This is a genomic window from Pseudogulbenkiania sp. FW507-F1, assembly GCF_058781125.1.
The window spans coordinates 40780-64478 of the sequence record NZ_JBYSWM010000002.1 but is presented as its reverse complement, the minus strand read 5'-3'; the positions used below and the strand labels follow the sequence as shown (position 1 = coordinate 64478).

Sequence of the window (23699 nt, the reverse complement as noted above, 5' to 3'; positions counted from 1 at the left end):
TCTTTTGTTATTAGGTCAGCGGTCGCTGCTTGTCATAAACAAACGATCGTTTTATTTGCTCGCCAATGTACAGGAAGCACGATCATATCGTAAAGACGCCCGTGCACCGTTCGTGCCACCTGGCGCAGGCTTGTCGCCGGGATTTCCTTTCGGGGAGAAATGTATTACAATCCCGACGGTTAGGGATGGGCGTTTCGCCCATTTTTTATTTGTGGAAAAAGCAATGGATGTACGTTTGCTGCTGGAGAACACGCTGCCAGGTCTGGGTTACGAGCTGGTGGACTTCGAATTGACCCCTGGGGGCGGTTTCAGGGTGTTTCTCGACAAACCCGGTGGAATCACCGTGGAAGACTGCGTGCTGGTGAGCAACCACCTGACGCGCCTCTTCATGGTCGAAAACATAGATTACGAGCGGCTGGAAGTGTCGTCTCCGGGGCTGGACCGTCCGCTCAAGAAAGAGTCGGACTTCGTACGCTTCTCCGGGCAGCGGGCCAAGATCAAGACCCGCATGCCCATTGAACAGCAAAAGAAATTTTCCGGTCGTCTGGCTGGCGTCGTGGATGGCGCTGTACAGCTGGAGTTCGAGGGCCGGACCGTGGCCATTCCGCTCGCCGTTATCGACAAGGCCAGGCTTGATCCTGAGTTCTGATCTGGGCGGGGTCGACCCCACGGGAATGAAAAAAATTCGGAGGATTGCATGAGTCGCGAGATTTTGTTGCTGGTTGATGCCCTGGCGAGCGAGAAGAGCGTCAGCAAGGACGTGGTTTTTACGGCGCTGGAATTGGCGCTGGCGTCTGCTACTAAAAAGAAATTCAATCAGGATGACGTCGATATCCGTGTCGAGATCGATCGTCATACCGGGCAGTACCATACTTTCCGTCGCTGGACCGTGGTCGAAGACGACATGCTCGAATTCGACGACAAGGAAATCGAGCTGGCAGACGCTCGCGAACGTGATCCGTCCATCGAGGTCGGCGCCGTCATCGAGGAACCGATGGAGGCTGTCGAATTCGGCCGTATCGGTGCCCAGGCCGCCAAGCAGGTGATCTTGCAGAAGATTCGCGACGCCGAGCGCGAGCAACTCCTGAGTGAGTTCCTGCAGCGCCGCGAACATCTGGTCAGCGGTACTGTCAAGCGCATCGAGCGCGGCAATGCCATCATCGAGTGCGGCAAGCTGGAGGCCGTGCTGCCGCGCGAGCAGATGATTCCGAAGGAAAACCTGCGCGTGGGCGACCGCGTCAAGGCCTACCTGATGCGCATCGACCGCCTCGGTCGCGGCCCGCAGCTGGTGCTATCGCGTACTTCCCGCGAGTTCCTGATCAAGCTGTTCGAGCTGGAAGTGCCGGAAATCGAAGAGGGCCTCCTGGAGATCAAGGAAGCCGCCCGCGACCCGGGCCTGCGCGCCAAGATCGCTGTCAAGGCCAACGATCCGCGCATCGATCCGCAGGGTACCTGCATCGGCATGCGCGGTTCGCGTGTGCAGTCGGTGACCCAGGAGCTGGCCGGCGAGCGCGTCGACATCGTGCTGTGGGCACCGGAGCCGGCGCAGTTCGTGATCAACGCGCTGTCCCCGGCCGAAGTCAACCGCATCATGATCGATGAGGATAACCACGCCATGGACGTGGTGGTGGAAGAAGACCAGCTGGCTCTGGCGATCGGCCGCAGCGGCCAGAACGTCCGCCTGGCAGCAGAGCTGACCGGCTGGTACCTCAACATCATGACGGTGACCGAGGCCGAAGAAAAACATCAGGAAGAAGACGCCGCGTTGCGTGAAACCTTCATGAAGCACCTCGGTGTGGATGAAGCGACCGCCATGACGCTGGTGCAAGAGGGGTTCGCCACCCTCGAAGAAGTGGCGTATGTGCCAATCGCCGAAATGCTCGAGATCGAAGGCTTTGAAGAGGAGCAAGTCAACGAACTGCGCAGCCGCGCTCGTGACGCTCTCTTGACGCTGGCCATCGCCTCCGAGGAAAAGGTGGAAAGCGTATCTGACGATCTGAAGGGCATCGAAGGCCTGGAGGATGCCGACCTGGTGCGTAAGTTGGCTGAAAATGGCGTGACCACCCGCGACGAACTCGCCGACCTTGCCGTGGATGATCTCGTTGACATGACCGGTATGGAGGCTGAAGCCGCACGTGCAATCATCATGAAGGCGCGCGAACACTGGTTTGCCCAGTAAGGCTTCGGGAAGTTATTGACGGAATTTGGGAAGACGCATGGTATTGACGAATGTAAAACAGTTTGCCAGTGAGCTTGGCTTGACACCGGATCGCCTGCTGGAACAGCTGCGTGCCGCCGGTGTCGGCAAAGGCTCGCTGGATGACACCCTCTCAGAACGGGACAAATCCCAGCTCCTGGACTACCTGAAGCGTTCGCATGGTGCCCGTAACGAGACCCCGATCACGGTGACCCGCAAGCAGACCAGCGAGGTTCGTACGGCGGACGGTTCGACGGTAAGAGTGGAAACCCGCAAGAAGCGTGTGGTGCAGCGTCCGCTGGAGGCACCGGTTGCGGCTGTCGCCGCCGTTGCCAAGCCAGAGGCTGCTCCGGTCGCCGCCGCTCCGGTTGAGCCGGCTAAGGCCGAAGTCAAGGCCGAGCCCGTGGTGGCGAAGGTCGACCTCAAGGAAGAACAGAAGCCCGAAGCGCCGAAGCCGGCGGCGGTTGAGACCAAGGTAGAGCCGAAGGTCGAAGCCAAGCCGCAAGAGCCGGCTGCTCCGGAAGTCAAGGCAGCCCCGGTGCGCCCGGCTCCGCTGTCCATTCTGTCTCCGGAAGAAATCGCCGCACGCGAAGCGGAAGAAAAACGCCAGCTGGCGTTCCGCGCTCGTCAGGAAGCCCTGATGCGCGAAAAGATCGAGCGCGAAGAGCGCCGTCAGGCCGCCAAGCTGGCGGCGGAAAATCCGCCTCCGCCTCCGGCGCCGAAGCCGGTCGAGGCCAAACCGGCCGAAGCACGCCCGGCTGCCGGGCGCTCCGCTGATGGCCGTCCGCAGGATGCACGCGGTCCGCGCAGCGGACAGCCGGGTGCCGGTCAGCGTCCTGGCTCGGCCGGGGTGCGTCCGGCCGCGGGGGGGCAGCGTCCGGCTCCGGCCGGTGGCCGTCCTGCTCCGGCTGGGGCCGGCGCCGCAGCGCCTGCCGCGCCGGCACCGGGTTCTGCTGCACCGAAGAAGGGCAAGAAGGGCGGCTCCGAGCGCAGTTGGGACGACGGCAAGAAAGGCCGTGGCCTGCGCGTCAAGGGTGGCGATGCCGGCGGCGACTGGAAGAGCAAGCGCGGCGGCAAGTCGCGTGGCAACAGTCAGCACGCTTTCACCGCACCGACCGAGCCGATCGTGCACGAAGTGCTGGTGCCTGAAACCATTACCGTGGCCGACCTGGCGCACCGCATGGCGGTCAAGGCCGTCGAAGTCATCAAGACCCTGATGAAGATGGGCATGATGGTGACCATCAACCAGGTGCTGGATCAGGAAACCGCGCTGATCGTGGTTGGCGAGATGGGCCACATCGGCAAGGCGGCACAGATGGACGATCCGGATGCCTTCCTCGAGAACGTCGAGGGCGGCGCCGAGGTGGAGCGCCTGCCGCGTCCGCCGGTGGTGACCGTAATGGGTCACGTCGACCACGGCAAGACCTCGCTGCTGGACTACATCCGCCGTGCCAAGGTCGCCGCGGGCGAAGCCGGCGGCATTACCCAGCACATCGGTGCCTACCATGTGGAAACCCCGCGCGGCGTGGTGACCTTCCTCGACACCCCGGGTCACGAGGCGTTTACCGCCATGCGTGCCCGTGGTGCCAAGGCTACCGATATCGTGATCCTGGTGGTGGCCGCCGATGACGGCGTGATGCCGCAGACCATCGAAGCCATTCACCACGCCAAGGCCGCTGGTGTGCCGATCGTGGTGGCGGTGAACAAGATCGACAAGCAGGGTGCCAACCCGGAACGTATCCGCCAGGAACTGGTCGCGCAGGAAGTGGTGCCGGAAGACTGGGGCGGTGATGCGATGTTTGTTGAAGTCTCCGCCAAGACTGGCCAGGGCATCGACAACCTGCTGGAAGGCGTGCTGCTGCAAGCCGAGGTGCTGGAGTTGACCGCACCGATCGAATCCCCGGCCAAGGGCGTGATAGTCGAGGCCCGTCTGGACAAAGGCCGTGGCCCGGTGGCAACGCTGCTGGTGCAGTCCGGTACCCTGAAGAAGGGTGACGTGGTACTGGCCGGCACCGCTTTCGGTCGCGTACGCGCCATGATCGATGAAAACGGCAAGGCGATCGATGAAGCCGGCCCGTCGATTCCGGTGGAAATTCTCGGCTTGTCCGACGTGCCGGCCGCAGGCGAAGACGCCATGGTGCTGATCGACGAGAAGAAGGCGCGCGAAATCGCCCTGTTCCGTCAGGGCAAGTTCCGCGACGTGCGTCTGGCCAAGCAGCAGGCTGCCAAGCTGGAGAACATGTTTGCCCAGATGGCCGAAGGCGAGGTGCAGAACCTCTCCATCATCATCAAGGCCGACGTGCAGGGTTCCTACGAGGCGCTGTCGCAGAGCCTGCAGAAGCTGTCCACCGACGAAGTGCGCGTCAATATCCTGCACTCCGGCGTGGGTGGCATCTCTGAATCCGACATCAACCTGGCGATCGCTTCCAAGGCCATCGTGATCGGCTTCAACACCCGTTCCGATGCTGCGGCCCGCAAGTTGGCCGAAAGCGAAGGTGTCGACATTCGTTACTACAGCATCATTTACGATGCCGTGGACGAGGTGAAGGCCGCCATGTCCGGCATGCTGTCGCCGGAGAAGAAGGAACAGATCACCGGTACCGTGGAAATCCGTCAGGTGATTTCAGTGTCCAAGGTCGGCAATATTGCCGGTTGTATGGTGACCGATGGCCTGGTGAAGCGCGGTTCCATGGTCCGTCTGATCCGCCACAACGTGGTGGTTCACACCGGCGAACTCGAATCGCTCAAGCGCTTCAAGGACGACGTGAAGGAAGTGAAGCAGGGCTACGAGTGTGGCCTGATGCTGAAGAACTTCAACGATATCCAGGAAGGCGACCAGCTGGAAGCGTTCGAAATCGTCGAAGTGGCGCGTACCCTCTAAGCGCGTTGTTCGGGCGAGCGTCCCTCCGGCTGCGGCCGGACGGCGCTCGCTTTTGTGTTTTCAGTGAATCAGGATCAACACCATGGCCAGAGCCAAAAAAGGTTTTTCCCGTGCGGATCGTATCTCCGAGCAGATCCAGCGCGAATTGGCTGAACTCTTGCGCAAGGGTCTGAAGGACCCGCGCGCCGGCTGGATTACCATTACCTCGGTAGAGGTGACGCGCGATTACTCGCACGCCAAGATCTACTACACCGTGATGGACGACAAGACTCGCGAGGTAACGCAGGAGGCGCTGGAGCACGCCGCCGGCTACCTGCGCAGCGAGCTGGGCCGCGCCCTGCAGATCTTCACCACGCCGCAGCTGCATTTCGTCTACGACGAGTCGATCGAGCGCGGCATGCACATGACGCGCCTGATCAACCAGGTATCCGAAGAGTACGCCGAGCCCAAGACCGAGCCGGAAGAGGGCGACGGGGCATGACGCAGATGCGGCGCAAGAAGCGCGCCGTGAGTGGTGTGCTGTTGCTGGACAAGCCTTACAACGTGACCAGCAATTCGGCCCTGCTCAAGGCGCGTTGGCTGTTCACGGCGGCCAAGGCGGGGCATACCGGTGTGCTTGACCCGCTGGCGACCGGCCTGTTGCCGGTATGCCTGGGCGAGGCTACCAAGTTCTCGTCCTACCTGCTCGATGCCGACAAGGGCTATCGTGCGACGATCTGCTTCGGCAAGGTGACCACCACCGGCGACCTCGAGGGCGAGGTGCTGCGCGAGCGCCCGGTGACCTTCGACGAGACCGCGCTGCGACGGGTGTTGGCGCAGTTTGTCGGGCCGATCAGCCAGGTGCCGCCGATGTACTCGGCGCTCAAGTTCCAGGGCAAGCCGCTGTACGAATACGCCCGCGCCGGGGTCGATATCGAACGTCAGGCGCGTGATGTCGTCATCCATGGCCTGGAGCTGGTTTCGTTCGACGGCGGCGAGGCCGTGGTCGACGTGCTGTGCAGTAAGGGCACCTACGTGCGTACCTTGGCCGAAGACATCGGCGAGGCGCTCGATTGCGGCGCTTTCCTCACCGGTTTGCGCCGCACCACCACCGGTGGTTTTACGCTGGAACAGTCGATCACCCTGGAGGCCCTGGAGGCTGTGCCGGAGGCCGAGCGTGACGCTCTGTTACTGCCGATGGACGTGCTGGTGGCGCATCTGCCCGAGATCGTCCTGGCACCGGAGCAGGCCGGTCGTTTTCGCCAGGGGCAGGCGGTGCGCATCACGGAAAAATGTGAGACAATGCTGCGCTTCCGGGTTTACCTTACCGAAACGCGGGAATTTGTCGGGCTGGGGGAGGTCAGGGAACCGGGTGTTCTTTCCCCCCTCCGGCTCGTGGCTGCCTCGGCAGCCGAAGTGTGAAGTGTGGATGGGTCTCGGCTCGCTGCACTTGTCGGGCTTGATTGCCCTTACCTGAATTGTGGAGTACATCAAAATGGCTATGACCGCCGCTCAAAAAGCAGAAATCGTTAAAAACTTCCAGCAGAAGGAAGGCGATACCGGTTCGTCGGAAGTGCAAGTTGCCCTGCTGACCGCCCGTATCAACGATCTGACCCCGCACTTCAAGGCCAACACCAAGGATCATCACAGCCGTCGCGGCCTGCTGAAACTGGTGAGCCGTCGTCGCCGTCTGCTTGACTACCTCAAGCGCACCGATGCCGACAGCTACCGTGCCCTGATCACCCGCCTGGGTCTGCGCAAGTAATCGGTTCAGGTTCGAAAAAGTCGCAGCCAGTCTGCGACTTTTTCGTTTCCCGGCCCACTAACTGAATGACACGACGGGAGGAGCCTCTAGACATGCCGGTTGCCGCAGCCAGTCGGTATTTCTAGGGGTTCCCGTTGTGAGTCCACTTGCCTCAAACCAATAGCAAAAGGGATGCCCTGTGTTCAACAAGATTAGCAAAACCTTCCAGTACGGCCGCCACACCGTGACCCTGGAAACCGGTGAAGTGGCCCGTCAGGCCTCCGGCGCCGTTCTCGTCACCATGGAAGACACCGTGGTACTGGTGTCCGTGGTCGGCTCGCAAAACGTCAAGCCGGGCCAGGATTTCTTCCCGCTGACCGTCGACTATCTCGAGCGCACCTACGCCGCCGGCAAGATTCCGGGGGGCTTTTTCAAGCGCGAGGGCAAACAGTCCGAGAAGGAAATCCTGACCAGCCGCCTGATCGACCGCCCGATCCGCCCGCTGTTCCCGGAAGGCTTCTACCACGACGTGCAGATCGTCGCCACGGTGATGTCGCTGAACCCGGAAATCGATTCCGACATCCCCTCGATGATCGGCGCTTCCGCTGCGCTGGCGATCTCCGGTCTGCCGTTCAACGGCCCGATCGGCGCCGCCCGCGTCGGCTACGCCAACGGTGACTACATCCTCAACCCGACCAAGACCGAACTGGAAACCTCCCAGCTCGACCTGGTTGTTGCCGGTACCCATCGTGCCGTGCTGATGGTCGAATCCGAAGCCAAGGAACTGCCGGAAGCCGTGATGCTGGGCGCCGTGGTGTTCGGCCACGACCAGATGCAGGCCGCGATCAAGGCCATCAACGAGCTGGCCGACGAAGTCAATCCGGTAATGTGGGACTGGTCCGCCTCGGCCCAGAACAACGAGCTGATCGCCAAGGTGCGTGAAGTGTCGGGCGAGAAAATCGCCAACGCCTTCCGTATCCGCCAGAAGCAGGCGCGTACGCAGGTGCTGGCTGAAGCCTGGGCCGACGTCAAGGCCGCGCTGATCACTGAAGAAACCGACACCCTGACCGCCAACGAGATCAAGGGCATCTTCAAGAGCCTGGAAGCCGAGATCGTGCGCGGCCAGATCCTGGCCGGCGAGCCGCGCATCGACGGCCGCGACACTCGCACCGTGCGCCCGATCGCCATCCGCACCGGCGTGCTGCCGCGTACCCACGGTTCGGCGCTGTTCACTCGTGGTGAAACCCAGGCCATGGTGGTAACCACGCTGGGCACCCAGCGCGACGAGCAGATCATCGACGCGCTGGCCGGCGAGTACACCGACCGCTTCATGCTGCACTACAACTTCCCGCCGTACTCGACCGGTGAAGCCGGTCGCATGGGCCCGCCGAAGCGCCGCGAAATCGGCCATGGCCGTCTGGCCAAGCGTGCCCTGGCGCAGGTGCTGCCGTCCGCCGACGAGTTCGGTTACTCGATGCGCGTGGTGTCGGAAATCACCGAGTCCAACGGCTCCTCGTCGATGGCGTCGGTATGCGGTGGCTGCTTGGCGCTGTTGAACGCCGGCGTGCCGCTGAAGGCGCACGTGGCGGGTATCGCCATGGGCCTGATCCTGGAGGGCAACCGTTTCGCCGTGCTGACCGACATCCTGGGTGACGAAGATCACCTGGGCGACATGGACTTCAAGGTGGCCGGTACTGCCGAAGGCGTGACCGCGCTGCAGATGGATATCAAGATCCAGGGCATCACCAAGGAAATCATGCAGGTCGCACTCGACCAGGCCAAGGAAGGCCGCCTGCACATCCTCGGCCTGATGAAGGAAGCCGTGGAGGGTCCGCAGCAGCTGTCCACCCACGCTCCGCGCCTGTTCGTGATGAAGATCAACCCGGACAAGATCCGTGAAGTGATCGGCAAGGGTGGCGAGACCATCCGCTCGATCACCAAGGATACCGGTACCGAGATCAACATCGAGGAAGACGGTACCATCACCATCGCTTCGGTGACCCAGGAAGGTGCCGATGCCGCCAAGAAGCGCATCGAGGAAATCACCGTCGAAGTCGAAGTGGGCAAGATCTACGAAGGCACCGTGGTGAAGATTCTCGACAACAACGTCGGCGCCATCGTATCGATCCTGCCGGGCAAGGATGGTCTGGTACACATCTCGCAGATCGCCAACGAGCGTATCAAGAACGTGTCCGACTACCTGAAAGAAGGCCAGGTGGTGAAGGTCAAGGCGATCGAGATGGACGACCGCGGCCGTATCCGCCTGTCGATCAAGGCCCTGCTGGAAGACGAAGCCAAGACGGCGCGCGAAACCGCCGACTCCTTCGGTCTGAAGGCCGGCAGCTGAGTCTGATCGCTGCCAGTGAAAAGCCCGCGCATGCGCGGGCTTTTTTGTTGCCTTGGGTGTGAGGGCGCCGCCGTATCGCGCTCAGTCCTCCGCCGGACGGCGCAGGTGCAGCAGCACACCGCCTTCGCTGCCGGTTTCGAAGCGGTACTCGAGTGCGGCATACTCGTCCAGCATCGGGATCAGCGGGCCGGGAAAGTGCGGTAGGATGAAGGAGGCTTCGCCTCCTGCTTGAAGCTCATCGGCCGCATTGAGGATGATTTCGATCGGCCCGGGCGGGGCCATGTTTCTCAGGTCTTGGGCTGGCATGATGGGTCTCTTGGTCGGGTGGTCGGGTCGGTAGGTGCGCTACGGAGAAAATCGATACTTAGCCGGGCTTGCCGTCCTCGCGCCGCTTCAAGTAGGCCGGGATGAACAGCCTACCCCAGCATAGCAGCGTGAGCAGCCAGCCGCCGGCGGCGACCACATACAGCACGCTGGTCAGCCCAGCGGGGAGGAGGTCGGCGAGCACCCGCGCCAGCGCCATCCAGTGGGCGGCGAGGTAAAGCCGCCATATCCCAGGACTGGCTTCCAGCGGCCGCCCTGAATGGCCGAGACTGACCCGTGTCACGAAGGCGATCATCATGGTCAGGAAGAAGCCGGTGGTGATGGCGTGCAGCGGCGCGAGCCCCAGCAGGGGTTGGCCGAAGAGGGCGGCCCCTTCTTGCAGGACGTACAGGGTGAAACCGATCGCCAGCCAGGCAAAGGCCAGGTGCAGCATGCCCAGCAAGCGCACCGACAGGCTGGCACGCAACTGCCAGCGCCACGAGGTGTAGGCCAGCAGCAGGGCGAATGGCAGGTCGGCGGGCAGGGTGGTGACGCCGGCGATGTGCAGCAGGCCGTGGCCGAACGAGCCGGCCAGCAAGGCATAGAGCAGCCAGTTCGGTCGCCATACGGTATAGCCGGCAAGCACGCTCGAGGAAAAGAACGGTACCATGCGATGGCTGACGGTCAGGAAGACCGGCAGCAAAAAGCCCCATAGCGCCAGGTCACGCATCACCGCCCAGCCGAGGGTGTCGCCGCTGAGCAGCCAGTAGAGGGCGGCCATCAGCCCGGCGAGGCCGACGATGAAGGCCAGTTCCACCGCGATGGCGTGGCGCCGGTCAGGTTGTGGACTGGCCAGGATGATCTGGCCGAAGACCAGCACCAGTCCGGAAAAGCCCAGCGCATAACTCAACAGGCCGGCCACGGCCAGGCCCGGGCCCAGCGCCAGGGCGGCGAGCCACAACACCAGGCCGCCCGCCATCAGTGCCGGAATGGCCAGGTAGCGGGCGCGAGACGGTGCATCGACGTTGAGCCAGCGTGGTCCGGCGGTCAGGATGAAGCCGGTCATAAAGAACGGAAAAATGCCGTACAGCATCAGGAAACCGTGCGCCAGCGTGGCGGGGATGGATAGCGGCAGGGCAAAGCCTGTCAGACGGCGGCTCATTTCCAGTGACCAGCCTGCCAAGAGCGTGATGGCGAACACCATGCCGGGCAGGAAGGCCACGCGGTGCGGTGCCTGCAAGAAGGCCGGTAGCGTGACTGCCGGCGATGGTTTTGGAGCCAGGCCGGGGCTGGGAGTGGGGGTGGGGGATAGCGGTCGCATCTTCATACAACTCCGGATGGGGTATTAGGGAGTATCGGACGCACGCCGTCCGAGCTGAATGATCAGAGTCAAGAATCGAGGGAGAAAATCATGTCTGGGCCGTCAACGCACGCCTTTCTCAAGCACATTCCATTGTTCAGCGTTTGCCACGAGGACGAACTGGCAAGGTTGGCCGAAAGGGCGATCGAGCAGCGCTACGAAAAGGGGCAGATGCTGTTCCAGCGTGGCGACCCGTGCCAGGGCATGTACGTGCTGGTGTACGGCCGTATCAAGATCGCCATCGTCGCGCGCCAGGGAACCGAGAAAGTGATCGAAATCATTCACCCTTCGCAAAGCTTCGGCGAAGCCGTGATGTTTCTCGAGCAGCCCTACCCGGTGATGGCGCAGGCGGTGGAAGATTCGCTGGTGCTGTTCATCCCAGCCGAAACCCTGTTTACCGCGCTGGATGACGACAGCCGCCTGGCACGGCGCATGCTGGCGGGCTTGTCGATGCGGCTGCGTACGCTGCTCAAGGATGTCGAGACCTACACGCTGGAGTCGGCCGTGGAGCGCGTGGTGGGCTACCTGCTCAACAGCCTGGAGGACAGCGACGACAATGTGGTCAACCTGCCGGTCAACAAACAGACGCTGGCCTCACGCCTTAACCTGACCCCGGAAACGTTCTCCCGGGTTCTGCAAAAACTCGCCGAGCAAGCCGGGATCGTGGTGGAAGGCCGGGAAATCCGCGTTCCTGACCGTAATAAGCTATCCGAAATGCGCAATCTGGCCTGATTTGCGCTGAATTCACGCTCTTTCGGGCTCCGAGGTTTTTGTAATCGCATGTCGCAAACCGGATATGGGGCTGTTTGCGGATTCGATTAGAATGATTCGGACAATTATCCAAAAGTACCCGTTACTGCACGAAGGAACTATCAAGATGAGCAACGCTGTTACCCGCGCTACCTTCGACCAGGTCATGGTCCCCAACTACTCTCCCGTCGAGTTCATTCCGGTGAAAGGGCTGGGTTCCCGTGTATGGGATCAGCAGGGCAATGAGTACATCGATTTCGCTGGCGGCATCGCCGTCAACTCGCTCGGTCACTGCCACCCGGAGCTGGTGGCCGCGCTGACCGAGCAGGGCAACAAACTGTGGCACCTGTCCAACGTCTTCACCAACGAACCGGCGCTGCAACTGGCGACCCGTCTGACCGAGCTGACCTTTGCCGAGCGTGTGTTCCTGTGCAACTCCGGTGCCGAAGCCAACGAAGCGGCCTTCAAACTGGCCCGCAAGTACGCCACCGATCACTTCGGTGCCGACAAGTACGAAATCATTTCCTGCAAGAACTCGTTCCACGGTCGTACCGTGTTCACCGTCAACGTCGGCGGCCAGCCCAAGTATAGCGAGGGTTTCGGCCCCAATCCGGCTGGTATCACCCACGTCGAGTTCAACAGTATCGAGTCCCTCAAGGCCGCCATCTCCGACAAGACCTGCGCCGTGGTGATCGAGCCGGTGCAAGGCGAGGGCGGCGTGCTGCCGGCCGACAAGGCCTACCTGGAAGCGGCCCGCGAGCTGTGTAACCAGCACAACGCGCTGCTGATCTTCGACGAAGTGCAGACCGGTGTCGGCCGTTGCGGCACGCTCTATGCCTACCAGTCTTACGGTGTGACCCCGGACATCCTGTCCTCGGCCAAGGGCCTGGGCGGCGGCTTCCCGGTTGGTGCCATCCTGACGACCGCTGCCATCGCCAAGAGTCTCGGCGTCGGCACCCACGGCACTACCTACGGCGGTAACCCGCTGGCATCCGCCATCGCCGGCAAGGTAGTCGAGATCATCAGCCGTCCGGAAGTGCTGGAGGGTGTGCGCGCCAAGCATGATCGTTTCGTGGCCGGCCTGAACGCCATCAACGCCAAGTACCACGTGTTCAAGACCGTGCGCGGCATGGGCCTGTTGATCGGCTGCGTGCTGGCCGACGAGTACGCCGGCCGTGCCAAGGACTTCCTCAAGGCCGCCGAGAAAGAACGCCTGATGGTATTGGTCGCAGGGCTGAACGTGGTGCGCCTGGCGCCGTCCCTGGTGGTTGAGGACAAGGACATCGACGAGGGCCTCGCCCGCCTCGATGCCGCCATCGCCAGCCTGGTTAGCGTCCGCTAAACCCGCCCCCTTTTCTTAACAATTGACGTTTTTCACCCGCGACCTGCCCAGCTGAGCAGGTCGTAGGGGACGGCTGCGCCTGAAAAACGTCGTGACAATGATTTGACATGCTTGGGAGGGCTTGCCCATGTTAGTCGTCCGTCCAGTCCGGACCTCCGATCTGCCTGCAATCGAGCGCATGGCAGTGGCCAGCGGCATCGGCGTGACCAGTTTGCCCAATGACCGGGACAAGCTGTTCGAGCGTATCCAGCAATCGGCCAGCGCTTTCGAGCACGAGGCGGTGCCGGATACCGGCCGCGAATTCTATATGTTCGTGCTGGAAGAGCACGGCGAGGTGGTGGGGACCGCCTCGATCAGCGCTTCCGCCGGTTTCGATGAACCGTTCTACAGCTATCGCAGCGAGACCTTCGTGCACGCCTCGCGTCCGCTCAAGGTCAACAACCGCATCCATGTGCTGAATATCTGCCACGACCTGACCGGGATGGTGCAGTTGTGCGGTTTCTATTCCGACCCGGCCTACGGGGAGTTGGGCAGTGAATTGTTGTCTCGTGCCCGTCTGTTGTTCATCGCCGGGCAGCGTGAGCGCTTCGGCAAGCGCATCCTGGCCGAGATGCAGGGCATCCACGACGAGCAGGGACAGTCGCCGTTCTGGAACGCCATCGGCCGGCGCTTCTTCAATATGGATTTCATCCAGGTGGAGCAGGCCTTCGTCTCGCACAGCAAGACCTTCATCGCCGAACTGATGCCGGCCTACCCGATCTACGTGCCCTTGCTGCCGGACGAGGCGCAGAACGCCATCGGCCAGGTCCACCCGGATTTCGAGCGGCCGTTCATGCTGCTGACCAGCGAGGGCTTCGAGGCCGACAACTACCTCGACATCTTCGATGGCGGCGCGGTGCTGACCGCCGACGTCGACCGGCTGTGGACCGTCGAATGCAGCGGTACCTATCCGGTGGAAGTGTCGGCCAGCCTGCCGCCGTCCGCCACCACCATGTTGCTCAGCAATGGCGGCACCGACCGCTTTGCCGCGGTGGCGGCCCGCGTGGCCTTGGTCAACGGGATGGCGCTGATTACCCAGGATGTCGCCCAGGCGCTGGCGCTGTCGAACGGCCAGCCGGTGCGTGTGGTGCCGCTGCACGAGGCCAAGGAGAAACAATCATGATGGTGATCCGTCCCATTACCCGCGATGACCTGCCGGGGCTGATGAAATTGGCGGCCAGTGCCGGCGTGGGCCTGACGTCGCTGCCGATCAACGAGGAACGCCTGGCCAAGCGCATCCTGCGCTCGGTGCGCTCGTTCAGCGGTGAGGCCGAGTTGGCCGAACAAGGCTACGTGTTTGTGCTGGAAGACGGCAGCAACGGCACCGTCGCTGGCATCTGCGCCCTGGAGGCGGCGGTCGGCCTGCACGAGCCTTGGTACAACTACCGTGTCGGCACCATCGTGCACGCCTCGGAAGAGTTGAACGTCTATTCACGCCACGACACCCTGTTCCTGTCCAACGACCACACCGGCTATTCGGAATTGTGCACGCTGTTCCTGCACCCGGATTACCGCGTCAACCGCAACGGTGGCTTGCTGTCGAAGAGCCGCTTCCTGTTCCTGGCTCAGTTCGCCGACCTGTTCGGCAAGATGGTGGTGGCCGAAATGCGCGGGGTCTCGGACAGCGATGGCAAGTCGCCGTTCTGGGAGGCACTGGGCCGGCACTTCTTCTCCATGGAGTTCGCCGAAGCCGACTACCTGACCGGGGTCGGGCAGAAGGCTTTCGTCGCCGAACTGATGCCCAAGCACCCGGTGTACATCGATTTTCTGTCGCCCGAAGCCCGGGCCGTGATCGGGAAGACTCACGAGAACACCCGGCCGGCGGTCGCCATGCTGGAGTCCGAGGGCTTCCGTTACGAGGGCTACGTCGACATTTTCGACGCCGGTCCGACGGTGCAGGCCTATACCAGCGAAATTCGCGCCGTGAAGCAGAGTGTCATGGCCAGCGTCCGCGTCGTGACCGCTCCGGTCGAGGGCGAGCGCAAGAACCTGCTGGTGTCGAACACCCAGTTTGAAGGCTTCCGCGTGATCCTGGCGGAAACCACTGTCGTCGATAACGAGATTCTGCTGACGCCCGAAGAGGCGCACGCCCTGCAAGTGGGCGAAGGTGACCCGGTGCGCTGTGTCACGCTCTCGCCCAAGGAGACTATCTAAATGACAACGCTGTGTATCAATGGAACCTGGCTGGCCGGTGACGGCGAGCCGTTGAAAAAGACCAACCCGGCCACGACCGAGCTGATCTGGGAAGGCAAGGGCGCCTCGCCGGCTCAAATCGACGCCGCCGTTGCCGCCGCTCGCGCCGCCTTCAAGAGTTGGTCGCGCACTTCTTTTGACGAGCGGGTAGCCATTGCCCGTCGTTTCGGCGAGCTTCTGGCCGCCAACAAGAATGCTTTGGCCGAGGTGATCGCAAAGGAAACCGGCAAGCCGATGTGGGAAGCGCTGACCGAGGTGACCACCATGGTCAACAAGGTCGACATCTCGGTCAAATCGTACAACGAGCGCACCGGCGAGCGCGCCGCCCCCATGGGCGACGCTCAGGCGGTATTGCGCCACAAGCCCCACGGCGTGGTGGCGGTGTTCGGTCCGTACAACTTCCCGGGCCACCTGCCCAACGGCCATATCGTGCCGGCACTCTTGGCCGGCAACACCGTGATCTTCAAGCCGTCCGAACTGACGCCGTGGACCGCCGAGGAAACCGTCAAGCTGTGGCAGCAAGCCGGCTTGCCGGCGGGCGTGATCAACCTGGCCCAGGGCGCCAAGGAAACCGGCATCGCCTTGGCCAACCATGCCGGCATCGACGGCCTGTTCTTCACCGGCAGTTCCGCCACCGGCAACCTGCTGCACAAGACCTTCGGCGGCCAGCCGGAGAAGATCCTGGCGCTGGAGATGGGCGGCAACAATCCGCTGATCGTGGGTAAGGTGGCCGAGGTCGATGCCGCCGTGCACCACGTGATCCAGTCTGCCTTCATCTCCGCCGGCCAGCGCTGTACCTGCGCCCGCCGCCTGCTGGTCCCGGCAGGGGAGTGGGGCGATGCCTTCGTCGGACGTTTGGTCGAGGTCGCCGCCAAGCTCAAGGTGGGGCTCTACAACGAAGAACCGGCTCCGTTCATGGGTTCGGTGATTTCCAACACCGCGGCCGATGTGCTGCTCAAGGCGCAGGCCACGTTGCGTGAGAACGGCGGCAAGGTGCTGCTGGAAATGCGCCGCCTGTCCGAGACTGGCGCCATTCTGTCGCCGGGCATCATCGACACCACCGATGCCCAGCGTCCGGATGACGAATTCTTCGGCCCGCTGCTGCAGGTGATCCGCTACACCTCGTTCGACCAGGCCATCGAGATCGCCAACGACACCCGCTTCGGCCTGGCTGGCGGCGTGCTGTCCGACGACCGTGCCGAATACGAGCGCTATCTGCTGGAAAGCCGTGCCGGCGTGGTGAACTGGAACAAGCCGCTGACGGGTGCCTCCAGCGCCGCTCCGTTCGGTGGCATCGGCGCCTCGGGCAATCATCGCCCCAGCGCCTACTATGCAGCCGATTACTGTGCCTGGCCGGTCGCTTCGCTGGAGTGCGACAGCCTGACCGTTCCGACTCAACTTTCTCCGGGGATCGTACTGTGAGCAACGCTTTTGAAGTGAACTTCGACGGCCTGGTTGGCCCGACGCACAACTACAGCGGCCTGTCCTACGGCAACGTCGCTTCCACCGGCAACCAGAACGCCGTGTCCAACCCGAGGCTGGCCGCCAAGCAGGGGCTGGCCAAGATGAAGGCGCTTCACGACCTGGGCTTCAAGCAAGGCGTGCTGGCGCCGCACGAGCGCCCGGATGTGGCGAGCCTGCGTCGCCTCGGCTTTGGCGGCAGCGATGCGCAAGTGATCGAGCGCGCGGCCAAGGAGGCACCGGCCATCCTGGCGGCCGCCTCGTCCGCCTCCTGCATGTGGACCGCCAACGCGGCCACCGTCAGCCCGTCCGGCGACACCGCCGACGGCCGCGTGCACTTTACCCCGGCCAACCTGAACAACAAGTTTCATCGTTCGATCGAGCACCCGACCACACGCCGCATCCTGCAGGCGATGTTTGCCGACCGCGAGCGCTTCATGGTGCACGAGGCGCTGCCGGCGCAGATGCACTTCGGCGACGAAGGCGCAGCCAACCATACCCGTTTCTGCGACCGTTACGACGGAGCCGGTGTGGAGTTCTTCGTGTTTGGTGCCGCTGCTTTCGACAGCCGCTATCCGAAACCGGCCCGGTTCCCGGCACGCCAGACGCTGGAAGCCTGCCAGGCGGTGGCCCGGCTGCACGGCCTGAAGGAGGAGGGCGTGGTCTACGCTCAGCAGGACCCTGACACCATCGATGCCGGCGTGTTCCACAACGACGTGATCTCGGTCGGTAACCGCAACGTGCTGTTCCATCACGAGAAGTCCTTCCTGAATCAGGCCGAGGTGCTGGCCGAGCTGGACCGCAAGCTGGCGGCGGCAGGCGGCAACTTCATCGCCATTGAGGTGCCGCAGGCCGAAGTGTCGGTGGAGGAGGCGGTGAAGAGCTACCTCTTCAATAGTCAGCTGCTGTCCAAGCCGGGCGGCGGCATGATCATCGTGGTGCCGGAAGAGTGCCGCAATATCGAACGTGTCTGGGCCTACCTGGAGAAGCTCAAGGCCTCGGGCGGCCCGATCGACGAGGTGCGCGTGTTCGATCTCAAGCAAAGCATGCAGAACGGCGGCGGGCCGGCCTGCCTGCGTCTGCGCGTGGCCTTGTCCGAGTCGGAAATCGCCGCGGTCAACCCGCGCGTGATGATGTCCGAGCAATTGTTCGGCACGCTGAACGCCTGGGTGGACAAGCATTATCGCGATCGCCTGTCCCCGGAAGACCTCGGTGACCCGCAACTGTTGCTGGAATGCCGCACCGCGCTCGATGAATTGACCCAAATCATGGGACTTGGCGCGGTGTACCCGTTCCAGCTGGTTTGAGTCCGGTTCTGGTGCAAAAAAGGCAGCCCGATGCGGGTTGCCTTTTGTATTTTGTATACAACAAAAATTGCCGTTGCTCGACGCGAGTAGCAACGGAAAGAGCTTGTTTTCACGGCGTTTTCTTGCCAGCCCATCAGAGCTCATGACGGAAAATCGCTATTTGATCGAAAATCTGCAGGAAAATCGTCGGTTCAATCCGGGGCGTGCGATGTTTTGTTCTGGTGCAGTGCAGTGCGTTTCGGTTGTGTTTCGAGATTAATAAAAAAAATACATAAAAAACAATAACTTGCGACGTGTTTGGGAGTCTATTCTTTAGGGGTTTTTGGGGCTCTTGTTAAGATTGACAGTCGATTGTAGACACACGCATAATCCGCCGAAGTTTCCGGATAGTGACAGCAAAAGTCATCAACCGGACGCTAGATGGACGATAACGAAAAGAGGGCCACCCCCGTCGTGTCGTCGGGTCTTCAATCAAAGGAGAATTCCCACCGTGGACATTTTTTTGCAACAGATACTCAATGGCCTCGTGCTGGGTAGCATCTACGCGCTGATCGCGCTGGGCTACACCATGGTGTACGGGATCATGGGGCTGATCAACTTCGCCCATGGCGAAGTCGTCATGATGGGGGCCATGGTCACCATCACCGTCGTGACCTCGCTGATGGGGGCCGGAGTCAACCTTCCGGGGCCGATACTGGTTCTGATTGGTCTCGTTATCGCCATTCCGGCCTGCGCGCTGTTGGGCTACACCATCGAACGCGTCGCCTACCGTCCGCTGCGCAACGCGCCGCGCCTGGCGCCGCTGATCACCGCGATCGGCCTGTCGATCGTGCTGCAGCAGGTGGCGATCCTGATCTGGGGCCGCAACTACATCCCGTTCCCGTCGATCCTGAGTCATGACACCGTCGAGATCTTCGGCGCCAGCATCACCGTGCTGCAGATCATGATCATCGTGCTGTGCCTGGTGATCATGGCTGGTCTGTTGATCATGGTCGAGAAGACCAAGCTCGGCCGCGCCATGCGCGCCACCAGCCAGAACCCGGGCGTGGCCTCGCTGATGGGCGTCAACGTCAACACCATCATCTCCTCCACCTTCATGCTGGGCTCCGCGCTCGGCGCCATCGCCGGCGTGATGGTCGCCACCAACTACGACCAGGCCCACTACTACATGGGCTTCCTGATCGGCCTGAAGGCGTTCACCGCGGCGGTCCTGGGCGGCATCGGCAACCTCGGCGGCGCCGTGGCGGGCGGTATCCTGCTCGGCATCATCGAGAGCCTGGGCGCCGGCTACATCGGCACCCTGACCGGCGGCTTCCTCGGCAGCCACTACCAGGACATCTTCGCCTTCATGGTGCTGATCCTGGTGCTGATCTTCCGTCCGTCCGGCCTGCTGGGCGAAAAAATGGCCGACCGTGCCTGATCGAAGGGGAGAAACAAACATGACCATGGCACTAGAAATGAACAAGCTCGACACCAACAAGAAGGTCGGCCTGTTCCTCGTGTCGGCCATCGTGCTCGCGGTGCTGCCGTTCGTCGTCGGCGGCCTGCTGGGCAACTCGTGGCTGCGCATCATCGACTTCGCGCTGCTGTACGTGATGCTGGCGCTGGGGCTCAACATCGTGGTCGGCTTCGCCGGCCTGCTGGACTTGGGCTTCATCGCCTTCTATGCCGTCGGCGCCTACACCTTTGCGCTGCTGGGTTCGCCGCACTTCGACATCCACCTGCCGTTCTACATCACCATCCCCCTGGGGGCACTGGTGGCAGCGTTCTTCGGCATCCTGCTCGGTACCCCGGTGCTGCGCCTGAAGGGCGACTACCTGGCGATCGTGACGCTGGGCTTCGGTGAGATCGTGCGTATCTTCATGAACAACCTGAACGCACCGATCAACATCACCAACGGCCCGCAGGGTATCAACCTGATCGATCCGGTCAAGATCGGCGGGCTGTCGTTCGGCAAGCCGCTGGAGATCGCCGGCCACAGCTTCAACAGCGTTTATCTTTACTACTACTTCTTCCTGGCGCTGACCGTGCTGGTGGTGATCATGGCCTGGCGCCTGCAGCACTCGCGCATCGGCCGTGCCTGGGTGGCGATGCGCGAAGACTCGATCGCTGCCGCCGCGATGGGGCTCAACATCCGCAACATCAAGCTCTTGGCGTTCTCGCTGGGCGCGCTGTCGGGTGGTGTGGCTGGTGGCCTGTTCGCCTCGTTCCAGGGCTTCATCTCGCCGGAATCGTTCGGTCTGTTGGAGTCGGTAATGATCCTGGCGATGATCGTGCTGGGCGGCATGGGCCACATCCCGGGCGTGATCCTGGGGGCGGTGGTGCTGACCGTGGCGCCGGAAGTGCTGCGCGACGTCATCGGCCCGCTGCAGATGCACACCTTCGGTCGCATGCTGATCGACCCGGAAAACGCCCGCATGCTGATCTTCGGCCTCGCCTTGGTCATCATGATGCTGCTGCGTCCGGAAGGCATGTGGCCGTCCAAGCGCCGCAAGGCCGAGTTCGACGACGCGAAGAAAGGTTAAGCCATGGCACACGCTCTGCTGAAAATCGAAGGCATCAACAAGCGCTTTGGCGGCCTGCATGCCCTGAACAATGTCGGTCTGACCATCAACAAGGGTGAGATCTACGGCCTGATCGGCCCGAACGGCGCCGGCAAGACCACGCTGTTCAACGTGTTGACCGGTCTCTATCAGCCCGACGAAGGTACCTTCACCTTCGACGGCCAGGACCTGTTCCGCGCCAAGCCGCACGTGGTGGTCGGCACCGGCATCGCCCGGACCTTCCAGAACATCCGCCTGTTCGGTGAGATGACCGCGCTGGAGAACGTCATGGTGGGTCGCCACATCCGCTCCAAGGCCAACGCCCTGGGTGCGATCCTGCGCGACAAGAAGACCATGGCCGAAGAGAAGGCGATCGAGGCCAAGGCGTGGGAGCTGCTGGCCTACGTCGGCATCACCGACGTCGCCTTTGAACGCGCCCGCAACCTGTCGTACGGCCACCAGCGCCGCCTGGAGATCGCCCGTGCGCTGGCCACCGAGCCCAAGCTGTTGGCGCTCGACGAACCGGCCGCCGGCATGAACCCGAGCGAAACCGAAGACCTCAAGGTGCTGATGGAAAAGATCCGCAAGGACGGCGTGACCGTGCTGCTGATCGAACACGACGTGAAGCTGATGATGGGCCTGTGCGACCGCATCGCCGTACTCGACTACGGCAAGAAGATCGCCGAAGGCGTGCCGGAAGTGGTGCGCAAGGACCCGAAAGTGATTGAAGCCTACCTGGGAGCGGCCCACGCATGAGTCTCTTGGACGTGAAGAACCTGCAGGTGTCGTACGGCGGCATCCATGCGGTGAAGGGGATCGACCTGCACATCGAGCAGGGCGAACTGGTGACGCTGATCGGCGCCAACGGCGCCGGCAAGACCTCGACGCTGCGCACGCTGGTGGGGATGGAGAAGAAGTCCGGCGGCAGCATCGTCTACGACGGCAAGGAAACCGCCGGGATTCCGGCGCACAACTTCGTGCGCAACGGCCTGGCCATGGTGCCGGAAGGTCGCGGCATCTTCGCCAAGCTGACGGTGGAAGAGAACCTGCTGATGGGCGCGTTCTACCGCGACGACAAGGCGGCGATCCAGAACGAGCTGGAACACGTCTACGAGCTGTTCCCGCGCCTGAAGGAACGCTTCAAACAGCTGGCCGGCACGCTGTCGGGCGGCGAGCAGCAGATGGTGGCGATGGGCCGGGCGATCCTGTCCAAGCCCAAGCTGTTGCTGCTGGACGAACCGTCGATGGGCCTGGCGCCGATCATCGTGCAGAAGATCTTCGAGATCATCCAGATGATCTCGGCGCAGGGCGTGACGATGCTGCTGGTTGAGCAGAACGCCAAGCTGGCGCTGGAGATCAGCCAGCGCGGCTACGTGATGGAGAGCGGCCGCATCACCATGAGCGGCCCGGCGCGCGAGCTGCTGGACGACGAGCGCGTGCGCAACGCCTATCTGGGCGGCTGACCCGAGCTGACAATGAATGCGACTCTTGGCCCCGGCGTGCTGGTTCACCAGCTCCTCGGGGCTTTTTTCTTGCCTCCGCTCAACGTCATCCTGCTTGTCCTACTGGGGCTGTGGCTGAGGCGGCGCCATCCGAGGACGGGGAGTGTGGCCGTTGCGCTCGCGCTGGGCTTGTCGTATGCCCTGGCGACCCCGCAGATGGCGATGTGGCTGAACCGTCCGCTCGAGCGTTTTCCGCTGGTGGCGCTGTCCCAGGTGCGGGAGACCGGTGCCATCGTGGTATTGGGGGGCGGCAAGAAGCCGGCGCCGGAATACGGCCGTAACGAGCCCTCGGCCGACACCCTGATGCGGCTGCGTTATGCCGCCTACCTGGCGCGGCACAGTGGCTGTCCCGTGCTGGTCAGCGGCGGTGCGCCGCTAGGGGGCGAGGCGGAAGCGCCGGTGATGGCCCGCACCTTGGCGAGCGATTACGGCGTGCAGCCGCGTTGGGTCGAGCAGGGCTCGGATACCACGTTCGACAACGCGCGCCTGTCGGCGCAACTCCTCAAGGCCGACGGCGTGCGCTCCATCACGCTGGTCAGCCAGGGCTGGCACCTGGCTCGGGCCGTGCCGCTGTTCGAAGAGCAGGGTCTGAAGGTGCTGCCGGCACCGACCGGACTCGTGCGCTACGATGGTGGCGGCGTGATGTGGTACCTGCCTTCCGGGCGGGCGATGCAGGAGACGCACGCCGCGCTGCGCGAATGGGTGGGGCGGCTGTATTATGCCGTACGCGAGCGGGGTACCGCGTTGCTCGGCTCGGTCTCGCATCTCAAATCCTGACCGCGCCGGAGTACGGCATTGCCGTCAGTGCCGAAGCACCGTCGGCCGGTGGGCGGCGTGCCTCGCCGGGCCGGATGGGGCGCGCAGCAGATTGATTCACGAACACTCTGACAGGAGCCAGTCATGCAGGTAGCAGCCATCATCATCGGCGACGAATTGTTGTCTGGAAAGCGCCAGGACAAGCATTTGCAGGCGCTGATCCGTATCCTGGCCGCGCGCGGCATGCCACTTGTGGCGGCCGAGTACCTCGGAGACGATCCGCGTCGGATCGAGGCGGCGTTGAAGCGTGCCTTCGCCAGTGGCGACCTAGTGTTCAGCTTCGGTGGCATCGGCGCCACCCCGGACGACCATACCCGTGGCTGTGCTGCCCGTGCGCTGGGGGTGGAGCTGGCGGTGCATCCGGAGGCGCGCGCCATTATCGAGGAGCGTTTCGGCGACGAGGCCTATCCGCACCGCATCAACATGGGGGCGTTCCCGCTCGGCGCGCGCCTGATCCCGAACCCGGTCAACCGCATTGCGGGTTTCTCGGTGCATGACGTGCATTTCGTGCCGGGCTTTCCGGCCATGGCGTGGCCGATGATCGAGTGGGTGCTCGATACGCACTACCCGCACCTCCGGAACGATGTGCCGGATGTCGAGCGTAGCGTGATCGCCATCAACGCCCGCGAGGGTGACCTGATCGGGCTGATGGAGGCGTTCAGTGCGCGCTACCCGGCGCTGAAGCTGTCCAGCCTGCCCAACTTCGGCAACGACGCCATCCCACAGATGCACATCGAGTTCGGTTTCAGCGGCCAGCCGGCGCTGGTCGGCATCGCTTTGTCCGAGCTGGAGAAGGAATTGGTCAAGCGCGGCTACGAGGTGCGAAGCACCACATGATTTGCAAGTATTTGTTTTGAAATAAACCATCTATTTAGCATTATTTTAAATTGTTTATATTTGTTTCCTGCGCTTGAGTTGTCCTGAGCGGGCGGGCT

Annotated in this window: 21 protein-coding genes; 19 read left to right on the top strand and 2 right to left on the bottom strand. The window is 62.7% G+C overall.

Going from position 1 to position 23699, the window contains the following annotated elements; genetic code table 11:
* The first annotated feature begins 223 nt into the window (after window positions 1–223).
* The 7 genes from rimP (at window position 224) to pnp (ending at window position 9148) form a co-directional block, all read left to right on the top strand.
* The gene (gene rimP / locus AC3WG5_RS01780; protein ID WP_008954489.1) at window positions 224–649 is read left to right on the top strand and encodes a ribosome maturation factor RimP; all 426 of its coding nucleotides are present in this window, start codon (window positions 224–226) and stop codon (window positions 647–649) included.
* A gap of 48 nt (window positions 650–697) precedes the next feature.
* Window positions 698–2179, top strand: a complete 1482-nt coding sequence (gene nusA / locus AC3WG5_RS01775; protein WP_008954490.1) for a transcription termination factor NusA — start codon at window positions 698–700, stop codon at window positions 2177–2179.
* Between the two features lie 37 nt (window positions 2180–2216).
* Window positions 2217–5078, top strand: a complete 2862-nt coding sequence (infB, locus tag AC3WG5_RS01770; protein WP_492567572.1) for a translation initiation factor IF-2 — start codon at window positions 2217–2219, stop codon at window positions 5076–5078.
* 82 nt (window positions 5079–5160) lie between these two features.
* A complete protein-coding gene (gene rbfA, locus AC3WG5_RS01765; protein ID WP_492567571.1) occupies window positions 5161–5559 on the top strand; it encodes a 30S ribosome-binding factor RbfA in 399 nt (132 codons plus the stop codon).
* The gene (gene truB, locus AC3WG5_RS01760) at window positions 5556–6479 is read left to right on the top strand and encodes a tRNA pseudouridine(55) synthase TruB (protein ID WP_492567570.1); all 924 of its coding nucleotides are present in this window, start codon (window positions 5556–5558) and stop codon (window positions 6477–6479) included. Before rbfA ends, truB begins: the two co-directional genes overlap by 4 nt.
* Window positions 6480–6552: 73 nt before the next feature.
* Window positions 6553–6822 carry a 30S ribosomal protein S15 gene (rpsO, locus tag AC3WG5_RS01755; RefSeq protein ID WP_008954494.1) on the top strand — a complete coding sequence of 90 codons (270 nt, stop codon included), beginning with the start codon at window positions 6553–6555 and terminating at the stop codon, window positions 6820–6822.
* 178 nt (window positions 6823–7000) lie between these two features.
* Entirely contained in the window at window positions 7001–9148 is a 2148-nt protein-coding gene (pnp, locus tag AC3WG5_RS01750; protein WP_492567569.1) for a polyribonucleotide nucleotidyltransferase, read from the top strand.
* Window positions 9149–9229: 81 nt separating this feature from the next.
* Here the strand turns inward: pnp and AC3WG5_RS01745 are convergent, their stop codons facing one another.
* Window positions 9230–9454 carry a DUF2249 domain-containing protein gene (locus AC3WG5_RS01745; RefSeq protein ID WP_008954496.1) on the bottom strand — a complete coding sequence of 75 codons (225 nt, stop codon included), beginning with the start codon at window positions 9452–9454 and terminating at the stop codon, window positions 9230–9232.
* Between the two features lie 58 nt (window positions 9455–9512).
* The gene (locus AC3WG5_RS01740; protein WP_492567568.1) at window positions 9513–10778 is read right to left on the bottom strand and encodes an NnrS family protein; all 1266 of its coding nucleotides are present in this window, start codon (window positions 10776–10778) and stop codon (window positions 9513–9515) included.
* A gap of 84 nt (window positions 10779–10862) precedes the next feature.
* On the opposite strand from AC3WG5_RS01740, the gene AC3WG5_RS01735 reads away from it, so the two are divergent.
* From AC3WG5_RS01735 to AC3WG5_RS01680, 12 genes are all read left to right on the top strand, one after another.
* Entirely contained in the window at window positions 10863–11543 is a 681-nt protein-coding gene (locus AC3WG5_RS01735) for a Crp/Fnr family transcriptional regulator (protein ID WP_014087847.1), read from the top strand.
* A 145-nt stretch (window positions 11544–11688) separates the two neighbouring features.
* A complete protein-coding gene (locus tag AC3WG5_RS01730) occupies window positions 11689–12903 on the top strand; it encodes an aspartate aminotransferase family protein (RefSeq protein ID WP_014087846.1) in 1215 nt (404 codons plus the stop codon).
* Window positions 12904–13030: 127 nt separating this feature from the next.
* Window positions 13031–14065 carry an arginine/ornithine succinyltransferase subunit alpha gene (gene aruF, locus AC3WG5_RS01725; protein ID WP_492567567.1) on the top strand — a complete coding sequence of 345 codons (1035 nt, stop codon included), beginning with the start codon at window positions 13031–13033 and terminating at the stop codon, window positions 14063–14065.
* Window positions 14062–15096: an arginine N-succinyltransferase gene (gene astA / locus AC3WG5_RS01720; RefSeq protein WP_008954501.1), complete on the top strand. Its 1035-nt coding sequence runs from the start codon at window positions 14062–14064 to the stop codon at window positions 15094–15096. The genes aruF and astA overlap by 4 nt, the downstream gene beginning before the upstream one ends.
* Window positions 15097–16557, top strand: coding sequence for a succinylglutamate-semialdehyde dehydrogenase (astD, locus tag AC3WG5_RS01715; protein WP_492567566.1), 1461 nt, complete (start codon window positions 15097–15099; stop codon window positions 16555–16557). It begins immediately after the preceding gene.
* Window positions 16554–17903, top strand: a complete 1350-nt coding sequence (gene astB / locus AC3WG5_RS01710) for an N-succinylarginine dihydrolase (protein ID WP_492567565.1) — start codon at window positions 16554–16556, stop codon at window positions 17901–17903. Before astD ends, astB begins: the two co-directional genes overlap by 4 nt.
* 490 nt (window positions 17904–18393) lie before the next feature.
* Complete coding sequence (locus tag AC3WG5_RS01705) at window positions 18394–19323, top strand: branched-chain amino acid ABC transporter permease (RefSeq protein WP_008954504.1); 930 nt, start codon at window positions 18394–18396, stop codon at window positions 19321–19323.
* 19 nt (window positions 19324–19342) lie between these two features.
* Window positions 19343–20428, top strand: a complete 1086-nt coding sequence (locus AC3WG5_RS01700; RefSeq protein ID WP_008954505.1) for an ABC transporter permease subunit — start codon at window positions 19343–19345, stop codon at window positions 20426–20428.
* A 3-nt stretch (window positions 20429–20431) separates the two neighbouring features.
* Window positions 20432–21202 (top strand): ABC transporter ATP-binding protein, encoded by a 771-nt coding sequence (locus AC3WG5_RS01695; protein ID WP_008954506.1) that lies wholly within the window; start codon window positions 20432–20434, stop codon window positions 21200–21202.
* Window positions 21199–21909 carry an ABC transporter ATP-binding protein gene (locus AC3WG5_RS01690; protein WP_492567564.1) on the top strand — a complete coding sequence of 237 codons (711 nt, stop codon included), beginning with the start codon at window positions 21199–21201 and terminating at the stop codon, window positions 21907–21909. The genes AC3WG5_RS01695 and AC3WG5_RS01690 overlap by 4 nt, the downstream gene beginning before the upstream one ends.
* Before the next feature lie 144 nt (window positions 21910–22053).
* On the top strand, window positions 22054–22725 hold the full coding sequence (locus AC3WG5_RS01685) for a YdcF family protein (protein WP_492567563.1): 672 nt from the start codon (window positions 22054–22056) through the stop codon (window positions 22723–22725).
* A 123-nt stretch (window positions 22726–22848) separates the two neighbouring features.
* Window positions 22849–23601 (top strand): competence/damage-inducible protein A, encoded by a 753-nt coding sequence (locus tag AC3WG5_RS01680; RefSeq protein WP_492567562.1) that lies wholly within the window; start codon window positions 22849–22851, stop codon window positions 23599–23601.
* Window positions 23602–23699 lie beyond the last annotated feature (98 nt).

Bases quoted from the DNA above. Each gene is read 5' to 3' on its own strand.
- aruF (WP_492567567.1), top strand. From the start codon at position 13,031: ATGTTAGTCGTCCGTCCAGTCCGGACCTCCGATCTGCCTGCAATCGAG.
- AC3WG5_RS01700 (WP_008954505.1), top strand. From the start codon at position 19,343: ATGACCATGGCACTAGAAATGAACAAGCTCGACACCAACAAGAAGGTC.
- astD (WP_492567566.1), top strand. From the start codon at position 15,097: ATGACAACGCTGTGTATCAATGGAACCTGGCTGGCCGGTGACGGCGAG.
- AC3WG5_RS01690 (WP_492567564.1), top strand. From the start codon at position 21,199: ATGAGTCTCTTGGACGTGAAGAACCTGCAGGTGTCGTACGGCGGCATC.
- AC3WG5_RS01695 (WP_008954506.1), top strand. From the start codon at position 20,432: ATGGCACACGCTCTGCTGAAAATCGAAGGCATCAACAAGCGCTTTGGC.
- AC3WG5_RS01745 (WP_008954496.1), bottom strand. From the start codon at position 9,454: ATGCCAGCCCAAGACCTGAGAAACATGGCCCCGCCCGGGCCGATCGAA.
- AC3WG5_RS01680 (WP_492567562.1), top strand. From the start codon at position 22,849: ATGCAGGTAGCAGCCATCATCATCGGCGACGAATTGTTGTCTGGAAAG.
- infB (WP_492567572.1), top strand. From the start codon at position 2,217: ATGGTATTGACGAATGTAAAACAGTTTGCCAGTGAGCTTGGCTTGACA.
- AC3WG5_RS01735 (WP_014087847.1), top strand. From the start codon at position 10,863: ATGTCTGGGCCGTCAACGCACGCCTTTCTCAAGCACATTCCATTGTTC.
- truB (WP_492567570.1), top strand. From the start codon at position 5,556: ATGACGCAGATGCGGCGCAAGAAGCGCGCCGTGAGTGGTGTGCTGTTG.
- AC3WG5_RS01740 (WP_492567568.1), bottom strand. From the start codon at position 10,778: ATGAAGATGCGACCGCTATCCCCCACCCCCACTCCCAGCCCCGGCCTG.
- nusA (WP_008954490.1), top strand. From the start codon at position 698: ATGAGTCGCGAGATTTTGTTGCTGGTTGATGCCCTGGCGAGCGAGAAG.
- rimP (WP_008954489.1), top strand. From the start codon at position 224: ATGGATGTACGTTTGCTGCTGGAGAACACGCTGCCAGGTCTGGGTTAC.
- astA (WP_008954501.1), top strand. From the start codon at position 14,062: ATGATGGTGATCCGTCCCATTACCCGCGATGACCTGCCGGGGCTGATG.
- AC3WG5_RS01730 (WP_014087846.1), top strand. From the start codon at position 11,689: ATGAGCAACGCTGTTACCCGCGCTACCTTCGACCAGGTCATGGTCCCC.
- rpsO (WP_008954494.1), top strand. From the start codon at position 6,553: ATGGCTATGACCGCCGCTCAAAAAGCAGAAATCGTTAAAAACTTCCAG.
- rbfA (WP_492567571.1), top strand. From the start codon at position 5,161: ATGGCCAGAGCCAAAAAAGGTTTTTCCCGTGCGGATCGTATCTCCGAG.